We start from the raw sequence: 7,683 nt of genomic DNA on the forward strand, positions 1-7,683 counted from the left end.
TTCAATTATTAATATTAACCCCCTTTAACCTATTGTTACTTTGTAACATATTGTAAATAATAGTCAACGCTTTGATTTAACATTTTATTAAAAACTATAAGGATTATATATATTATTGTGTTTTATTAAGGTGACGGATGCTATCTAGAGCAAGCAGTAGAACTTGTTTTTTATCCAAGTTATAGATTTCAGATTCACTGATTCTTTTTTGTAATTTGTCGTAAACTTGAAACCATTTTTCTGAATCTTCTTTATTATCTATGGTTTTAATGTTCCTATTTATTATAAAAATTAGCAGATCTTTTACCAGGTTCCATTTTTGAGGGGTTTTTGCTATTGGATCGGCGAATTTATTAAAAGCTAAAATATCATCATTTTTAATCAGGTCTAGTAATTGATTATAAATTTTAAAAGCATCTAGTTCTTCGCAAAGCTTTTCTCTGCCAATGGATCCAGCAATGAAATCTTCCAGTTCTGTTCCTAAAGCGATATCAGCTAAAGGTTTGAATTTTATTTCTCTGCAGCGTGATTTTATGGTTGCTATAAGTTTATATGGTGCGTGGCTAATTAAAAACAAATGAGTGTTGTTTTTGGGCTCTTCAAGAACTTTAAGCAGAGCATTGGCTGCATTAAGGTTTAAATCTTCAGCCCCATCTATAATAACAAATTTATAATTGCTTTCAGCAGGAGTTTGATTAAAAAAATTATATGCTTTTCTAATTTCGTCTATGGTGATTTCGTTTTTATCTTGTTTTGAAATATAGAGTAGATCTGTAAAGTCGTTATTATCAATTCTTTTTGATAGAACGTCATCAGCATTTAGGATGTGCTTTATATATAGTTTTGCAGTTAAGGATTTACCAAGTCCTTTTGGTCCAGTGAGGAAATAAGCATGAGACATGCGGTTATTTAAATGATCGTTAATTAAGTTTCTCCATACTGAATGATTGCCACGTAAGTTATATTCTATTAAACTACCCATATTATTAACTATATCTAGACTACTAATAATAATGACAAAGATACTAGACCATTACCATAAGATTTTGAATGAGAATAATATAAAGCCTTCTCAAGCTCAAGAGCAAATATTAAAAGCTTTAGCAAAGCTTCATCAGCAGATAAATTTATATCTAAAAAAAGAAAAAAATATTCTTAAAGCTATATTGCCAAAAAGAGTTGCCCCTGCGGGTTTTTACCTTTATGGAGCCGTTGGAACCGGCAAATCAGTTATTATAGATTTGTTTTTTGAGTCTTTAGAAACAGATAAAAAGCAAAAGATTCATTTTTATTCTTTTATGTTAGAAATTCATCATCATTTGCATAAATTAAAGAATACTAGGAAGGATGTAGATGTAATAAAATATATTGCTAAATATGTTAAAGAGAAATACAGCATTCTTTACATAGACGAGTTATATATTAGTGATATTGCTGATGCAATGATTGTTGGCAAATTGTTTAGAGAGTTAATTGCTCATAATGTTATTATTATTATAACTTCTAATTTTGCTCCTGAAGATTTATATAAAGATGGATTGCAACGAGAATCTTTTCTGCCATTTATTGATCTTATAATTGATAAGTTGCAAGTGGTAAAAATGAATTCAGATCATGATTATAGAACCAGTAAACTAAAATCAGTAGAAGCAACATATTATATTTATAAAGAGGTCATTGATTCACAGAAATTTATTCTTGATAGTTTTAGGAAGCTTTCTAATAATGTTCCTGCTAAAAATTATTTGCTTGATTGTGATGGTCGTGAATTAATATGTCCAATCACAGCTTTAGATTGTGCTGTATTTAGTTTTGATCAATTATGTCGTGCTCCTCTTTCAAGTGTTGATTATATTGCCATATGTGAGAAGTTTAACGTTATTATTTTGTCGGAGATTCCAGAATTATCTCCTGATGAACATAACGAAGCAAGACGTTTTACAAAGTTAATTGACACTATTTATGAATTTAAGCTATTGCTAATTTGCTCGTCAGAAGTGGAAATTGATTCCATTTATAAAAAAGGAAAAGGGGATTATGAATTCACTCGCACAGCATCAAGATTGCATGAGATGCAATCTGATGATTATTTAAGCCTCCATTATAGCAAGTGACTTAATTTGTTAAATCAAATGTCTTCCACCATCTAGGTAGATTGTTTGTCCTGTGATGGAGTTGTTATTCACCAAGAACATTATACAGTCATATAATTCTTGTAATGTAGCTTCTCTATGAAGCGGTGATTCATTAACTAGCTCTTTAAATACTTGAGGGTTTTGTCCTTTCTTGAATAGCATTGGGCCTGGAGCAATTGCATTCACTTTGAGATATGGAGCTAAACTCACAGCTAGCATTTTGGTTAAATCAAATAATGTTTTTTTACTTAAATTATAAGAAAAGAATTTTTTTATATTTCTTGAGATGTCAGAGTCAATAATATTGATAATATCTTTGGCTCCTTCTTGCTTTGCCATACATTTAGATAAATAAACAATATTATTTACATGAATAGCAAAGTGGTTTTCTAAAGTGGAGCTATTTAAATTATCTAAATTATCATTTACGCAGATGGATGCATTATTTATGAGTAAATTAACTGGCCCCAGTTGTTTATTTACATTGTCTATAAGCTGAGCAGAATCTTCTTTATCAGCAAGGTTAGCTTTAAATAACATTACATTAGTAATTGGGAGTAAACTATGTGCTAAATCATAGGCTTCCTGCTCTGAGTTATTATAATGAAGTGCAATGGACCAGCCATCATATGCTAATTTCTCAGCGATGTATTTTCCAATTCTTACTGCAGCTCCAGTAATTAACACATTTTTTTGTAATTCATTTGTCATAATTAATATTCTATTAACACTATTTTTTTAATACTATATATTGTAATATTAGGATATCATAACCATATATAAAGTAAAATAAGCACATGGTGAATTTATAATTTAGGAATTAGGTATAAGAGTAGAGGAATGGAAGAGCAGCATTTTTTATCCATTGTATTGTTGATATTATCAGCAGCAGTAGTCATAGTAGCCACATTTAAGAAGTTAAAATTAAGCCCTGTGCTAGGTTATTTTGTGGCCGGAGGGTTAATAGGAGAGTATGGTCTGAATTTTGTTAACTCTTCAGATACTGAAACTCTTGGTGAAGTTGGGGTAATATTTTTGTTATTCGCTATAGGACTAGAGTTAACTTTCGAGCGTTTGAAATCAATGCGTAAGTTAGTTTTTGGTTTTGGTTCATTTCAAGTGGCAATTACCACTATGGCTATCGGAAGTGTGGCCTTTATGATGGGAGAAAGCCTAGCAAGTGCTGTGATTTTAGGTGGTGGTCTTGCACTATCTTCCACCGCAATTGTATTACAAGTGGTTGCTGAGAATCGTGCGCAATCTACCCAAGTTGGTCGTTTATCCCTTGCTGTACTTTTATTGCAGGATTTTGCTGTGGTACCACTTTTAGTATTAGTTCCAATTCTTGCTGGAGAGCAGGTTGGTCTTATTAAGCCGTTAGGTGAAGCTTTCTTAAAAGCTGTATTGGTTCTAGTGTTTATTTTTGTGGTTGGAAGGATAGTATTAAGGCCTATTTTTAATATGATAAGTTCTTCAAATTCAGCAGAAAGTAATGAGATATTTATTGCTACCACAATTCTCATTGCATTAGGGACAGCTTATCTCACTGAATATATGGGATTATCTTTGGCTCTTGGAGCTTTTGCTGCTGGGTTATTAGTTGCAGAAACAGAGTTTCAATTACAAGCAGAAGAAAGCATCGCTCCTTTTAAGGGATTGTTTTTGGGGTTGTTCTTTATGTCTGTTGGAATGTCTATAAACCTGCAGTTGGTTTTAGATGATTTTTCTTTTATTGCTAGTCTTTCCTTTGGGCTTATAGCATTAAAGGCGATTATAATTATTCTTCTTGCTTTAGTTTTTAAATTTAATGTAGGAAGTTCTATACATGTTGGTTTGCTATTGGGGCAAGGTAGTGAATTTGCTTTCATTCTTTTTAGGTTAGCTGGTAAGAAGTCTATTTTTAATATAGACACTGATACATTATTATTAGTAGTTACTATAACTATGGCTGTAACTCCATTGCTTGCAGCATTAGGTGGATGGATAGCTAATAAATTGGATAAGAAGAATAAATTGAAGCAAGCGGATATTTATAAAGAAATTTATGATTTAAGTCATCATGTTATTCTTTTAGGCTTTGGCAGAGTGGGGCAAATGGTAGCTAGATTATTAACTGCAGAAAAGGTTAATTATGTTGCTGTAGACATTAACCCAGAGCATGTGGCATCAGAGCGTCAAAAAGGAAACCCTGTTTATTTAGGTGATGCAAGTAGCCTTGAAATGTTGGATTCTGTTGGGATTGCTAGAGCTAGTTCTGTGATTGTGAGTTTAAGTAATGAGGTAACCTTGAAAAAGGCTTCAAGGGCCATTTCTAAAGCTTATCCTAAATTACCTATTGTTGTAAGATCTAAGGATTTATCTAAAGCTACAGAATTTTATAATGCAGGAGCAAAAATTATTGTTCCTGAAACCTATGAAACAGGTTTGCAATTAGGTGGGGCTGTGTTGAAGTCTATTGGAATTAGTGAATTTGAAGTTAGTAGAATGAAGAATCAATTTAGAGCGGGTAATTATACTAAATTACCAATACTTGATGAAGAAGCAGAGAATCAAAATGCATAGATTAATTTTTACTATTATTGTGTTGTTTTGTTGGAATACATTGGCGGTTGCTCCTTCATTTACTGAGAATTTTGTTTCATACTATGCCTCAATCAAATCATCGGAAGTTAATGTTCGTAAAGGCCCTAATACTAGATATCCAATAGAATGGGTGTTTAAGAAAAAAGGTGAACCGGTAGAGGTGATTGCTCAATTTGAACATTGGTATAAAATTAAAGATTTTAGTGGTGACGAAGGATGGGTTAAATCTGCTATGTTAACAAAAAAACGTAGAGGTATTATAAGTATTAAGTTTAAAAAAGATAATCCTAATTTATACGTATTATTATATGATAAACCTGATGCTTCATCTCAAGTCATCGCCAAAATTGCGCATTCCAAAAGAGTGGATGTTACAAAATGCAATAAAAATTGGTGCCAAATCAAAATAGTTAACCTTTCTGGCTGGGTTGAAAAATCTCAGCTTTGGGGAGTTTACGCTAAAGAAGAATTCAAATAGAAGTTTTTACCCTTAATAATCACGCAGTAAGTTGGTTGCCTTATGTTAATTATTATGCAAGTAATTATTAATCGGTTTAGATTCAAGCGAAGCTATATCTTCAGTTTCTCTTTGTGGATCATTAATAGATAATCATAATTTATTGCTTGAATATATTGCGGCCAAAAATGGGAAAGAAAGTTCTCTGAGCCAAGAGGAAATACTATAGATATGGCGGCAATGCATCATGAATATAGAGTGAATGCTGGTGTTCATCCAATGGAATATTATGCAAATGTGCAGGAACAATTATCTGGATGTATGTCGATGCAAGAAGTTGTAGTTTTAAGTGGAGATGATATTAGTTCTCTCTAGTATTTTAATCTAAAACGGATATACTTTTAAAAAGTTTTTAATTAAGAGTATATCTGTTTTTTTTTATGTCTAAGAATTTTATTCATCTTCGTTGTCATACATCATTTTCTCTTGCGGAAGGGGCGATTAAGATTGATGAATTGATTGAGTTGATAAAAAAGAACCGCATGCCAGCCTTGGCAGTTACAGATAGCGGTAATCTATTTTGTTCCTTGGAATTTTCTTTAGCAGCTATTAAAGCTGGAATTCAACCAATTATGGGCTGTGTTATATCTATTGATATGCAAAGCAAAGATTCAGAGCTTAGTAAAGTGGTTTTATTAGCTAAAGATGAACAGGGCTTTAAGAATTTATTGAAGCTTGTGAGCAAAACTTTTCTAGTAAAATATGATAATTATCCAGTTCATATTAAGCTTGAAGATTTAGAGAATTATAATGATGGGCTTATTTGTTTAAGTGGAGGGCATACTGGCCCTATAGGTCAAGCTATACTACAAAATAATAAGTCTTTAGCTAAAGCGCATTGCTTAAAGTTAAAAGAAATTTTTGGTAATCGTTTTTACATGGAGCTCATGCGTCATGGCTTGCTAGAAGAGGAAAAAACAGAAGATTACTTTTTAGAATTAGCTTATGAAAATGATATTCCAATAGTTGCTACAAATGATGTGATGTTTGCTAACAGAAAAATGCATGAAGCACATCATATTCTAACTTGTATCTCTGAAGGAAAATATTCAGATGATGAAGGAACAAGTAAATTCACACCTCATCATTACTTTAAATCTAGTGCCGAAATGAGAGAAGTTTTCTCTGATCTTCCAGAAGCCATTAATAATACAGTTGAAATTGCCAAGCGTTGTGCAGTTATGGCTAAGGCTCGTGATCCAATGTTACCTAAAATTGGCGATAATGAAGAAGAGGAATTAATCAAGCAATCTCGAGAAGGATTAACTCAGCGTTTAGAAAATTATCAAGGCGATAAATCAGTTTATTTTCAAAGATTAAAATTTGAACTTGGGGTGATATCTAAGATGGGTTTCCCTGGATATTTTCTTATAGTTTCTGATTTTATTAAATGGAGTAAAAGAAATGGAATTCCTGTAGGGCCTGGAAGGGGTTCAGGAGCTGGGTCTGTGGTAGCATGGAGTTTATATATTACTGATCTTGATCCAATAAGATTTGGTCTTCTTTTTGAAAGATTTTTAAATCCTGAGCGTATTTCAATGCCAGACTTTGATATAGATTTTTGTCAAATCCGTAGGGATGAAGTTATCAAATATGTTCAAGATAAATATGGTGATGACAGAGTTGCTCAGATTATAACTTTTGGGAAATTGCAGGCTAGAGCAGTTTTAAGAGATGTAGGAAGAGTTCTTCAGTTGCCTTATTCTCAAGTGGATAAGATTTCAAAACTAATACCATTTAATGCAGTAAACCCTGTGACTTTAGGTCAGGCCATTGAAATGGAGCCTCTTTTGAAGAAGGCTAAAAAAGAAGATCCAGCAATAGAGAAATTATTAAATATTGCTCTACAATTAGAGGGTTTGCATCGTCATGCCTCAACTCATGCTGCTGGAGTGGTGATTTCTGATAAAAGATTAGAGGAAATGGTTCCTTTATATTCTGACGATAAATCAAATATGCTGGTTATTCAGTATTCAATGAAATATGGTGAATTAGCAGGGCTAATGAAGTTTGACTTTTTAGGACTTAAAACTCTAACCGTTATTGATTCTGCTACTCAATTAATTCATAAGAGCAATCCAGACTTTGATATAAACAAGATTCCGTTAGATAATCCAAATGTTTTTGAAATGTTAGGGAAGGGGCTTTCAACGGGAGTGTTCCAGTTTGAAAGTTCAGGAATGAAAGATGCTTTAAGAAAGATGCGTCCAGATTGTTTTGAAGATATTATTGCGCTTGGTGCTTTGTACCGTCCAGGCCCCATGGACAACATTCCAACTTATATTGCTTGCAAACATGGAGTGCAAGAACCAGATTATCTTCATCCAACTTTGGAAGGAGTTCTAAAAGAAACCTTTGGAGTTATAATTTACCAAGAGCAAGTGATGGAAATTGCTCAGATTATGGGTGGATATAGCCTTGGTGCTGCTGATCTTCTTCGTAGAGCAA

General features: G+C 32.7%; 7 protein-coding genes. 5 read left to right on the forward strand and 2 right to left on the reverse strand.

The genetic code is table 11. The annotated features are described in order from the left end of the window. Positions 1 to 112: 112 nt before the first annotated feature. Positions 113 to 982 carry an AAA family ATPase gene (locus N4A31_01605; protein ID MCT4634929.1) on the reverse strand — a complete coding sequence of 290 codons (870 nt, stop codon included), beginning with the start codon at positions 980 to 982 and terminating at the stop codon, positions 113 to 115. Between the two features lie 31 nt (positions 983 to 1,013). Between N4A31_01605 and zapE the strand changes: the two genes are divergently transcribed. Next, positions 1,014 to 2,114 carry a cell division protein ZapE gene (zapE, locus tag N4A31_01610; protein MCT4634930.1) on the forward strand — a complete coding sequence of 367 codons (1,101 nt, stop codon included), beginning with the start codon at positions 1,014 to 1,016 and terminating at the stop codon, positions 2,112 to 2,114. Positions 2,115 to 2,123: 9 nt separating this feature from the next. Here zapE and N4A31_01615 read toward each other — a convergent pair whose 3' ends face one another. Then, on the reverse strand, positions 2,124 to 2,846 hold the full coding sequence (locus tag N4A31_01615) for an SDR family oxidoreductase (GenBank protein MCT4634931.1): 723 nt from the start codon (positions 2,844 to 2,846) through the stop codon (positions 2,124 to 2,126). A gap of 129 nt (positions 2,847 to 2,975) precedes the next feature. Here N4A31_01615 and N4A31_01620 point away from each other — a divergent pair, with 129 nt between their 5' ends. From N4A31_01620 to dnaE, 4 genes are all read left to right on the forward strand, one after another. Next, the gene (locus tag N4A31_01620) at positions 2,976 to 4,697 is read left to right on the forward strand and encodes a cation:proton antiporter (GenBank protein ID MCT4634932.1); all 1,722 of its coding nucleotides are present in this window, start codon (positions 2,976 to 2,978) and stop codon (positions 4,695 to 4,697) included. After that, on the forward strand, positions 4,690 to 5,196 hold the full coding sequence (locus N4A31_01625; GenBank protein ID MCT4634933.1) for an SH3 domain-containing protein: 507 nt from the start codon (positions 4,690 to 4,692) through the stop codon (positions 5,194 to 5,196). Before N4A31_01620 ends, N4A31_01625 begins: the two co-directional genes overlap by 8 nt. Before the next feature lie 210 nt (positions 5,197 to 5,406). After that, positions 5,407 to 5,550 carry a hypothetical protein gene (locus N4A31_01630; protein ID MCT4634934.1) on the forward strand — a complete coding sequence of 48 codons (144 nt, stop codon included), beginning with the start codon at positions 5,407 to 5,409 and terminating at the stop codon, positions 5,548 to 5,550. A 65-nt stretch (positions 5,551 to 5,615) separates the two neighbouring features. After that, positions 5,616 to 7,683, forward strand: a 2,068-nt coding sequence (dnaE, locus tag N4A31_01635; protein ID MCT4634935.1) for a DNA polymerase III subunit alpha, incomplete at its 3' end; no start/stop codon positions are given.

The organism is Rickettsiales bacterium (assembly GCA_025210695.1).
Lineage (GTDB): Bacteria > Pseudomonadota > Alphaproteobacteria > Rickettsiales > CANDYO01 > CANDYO01.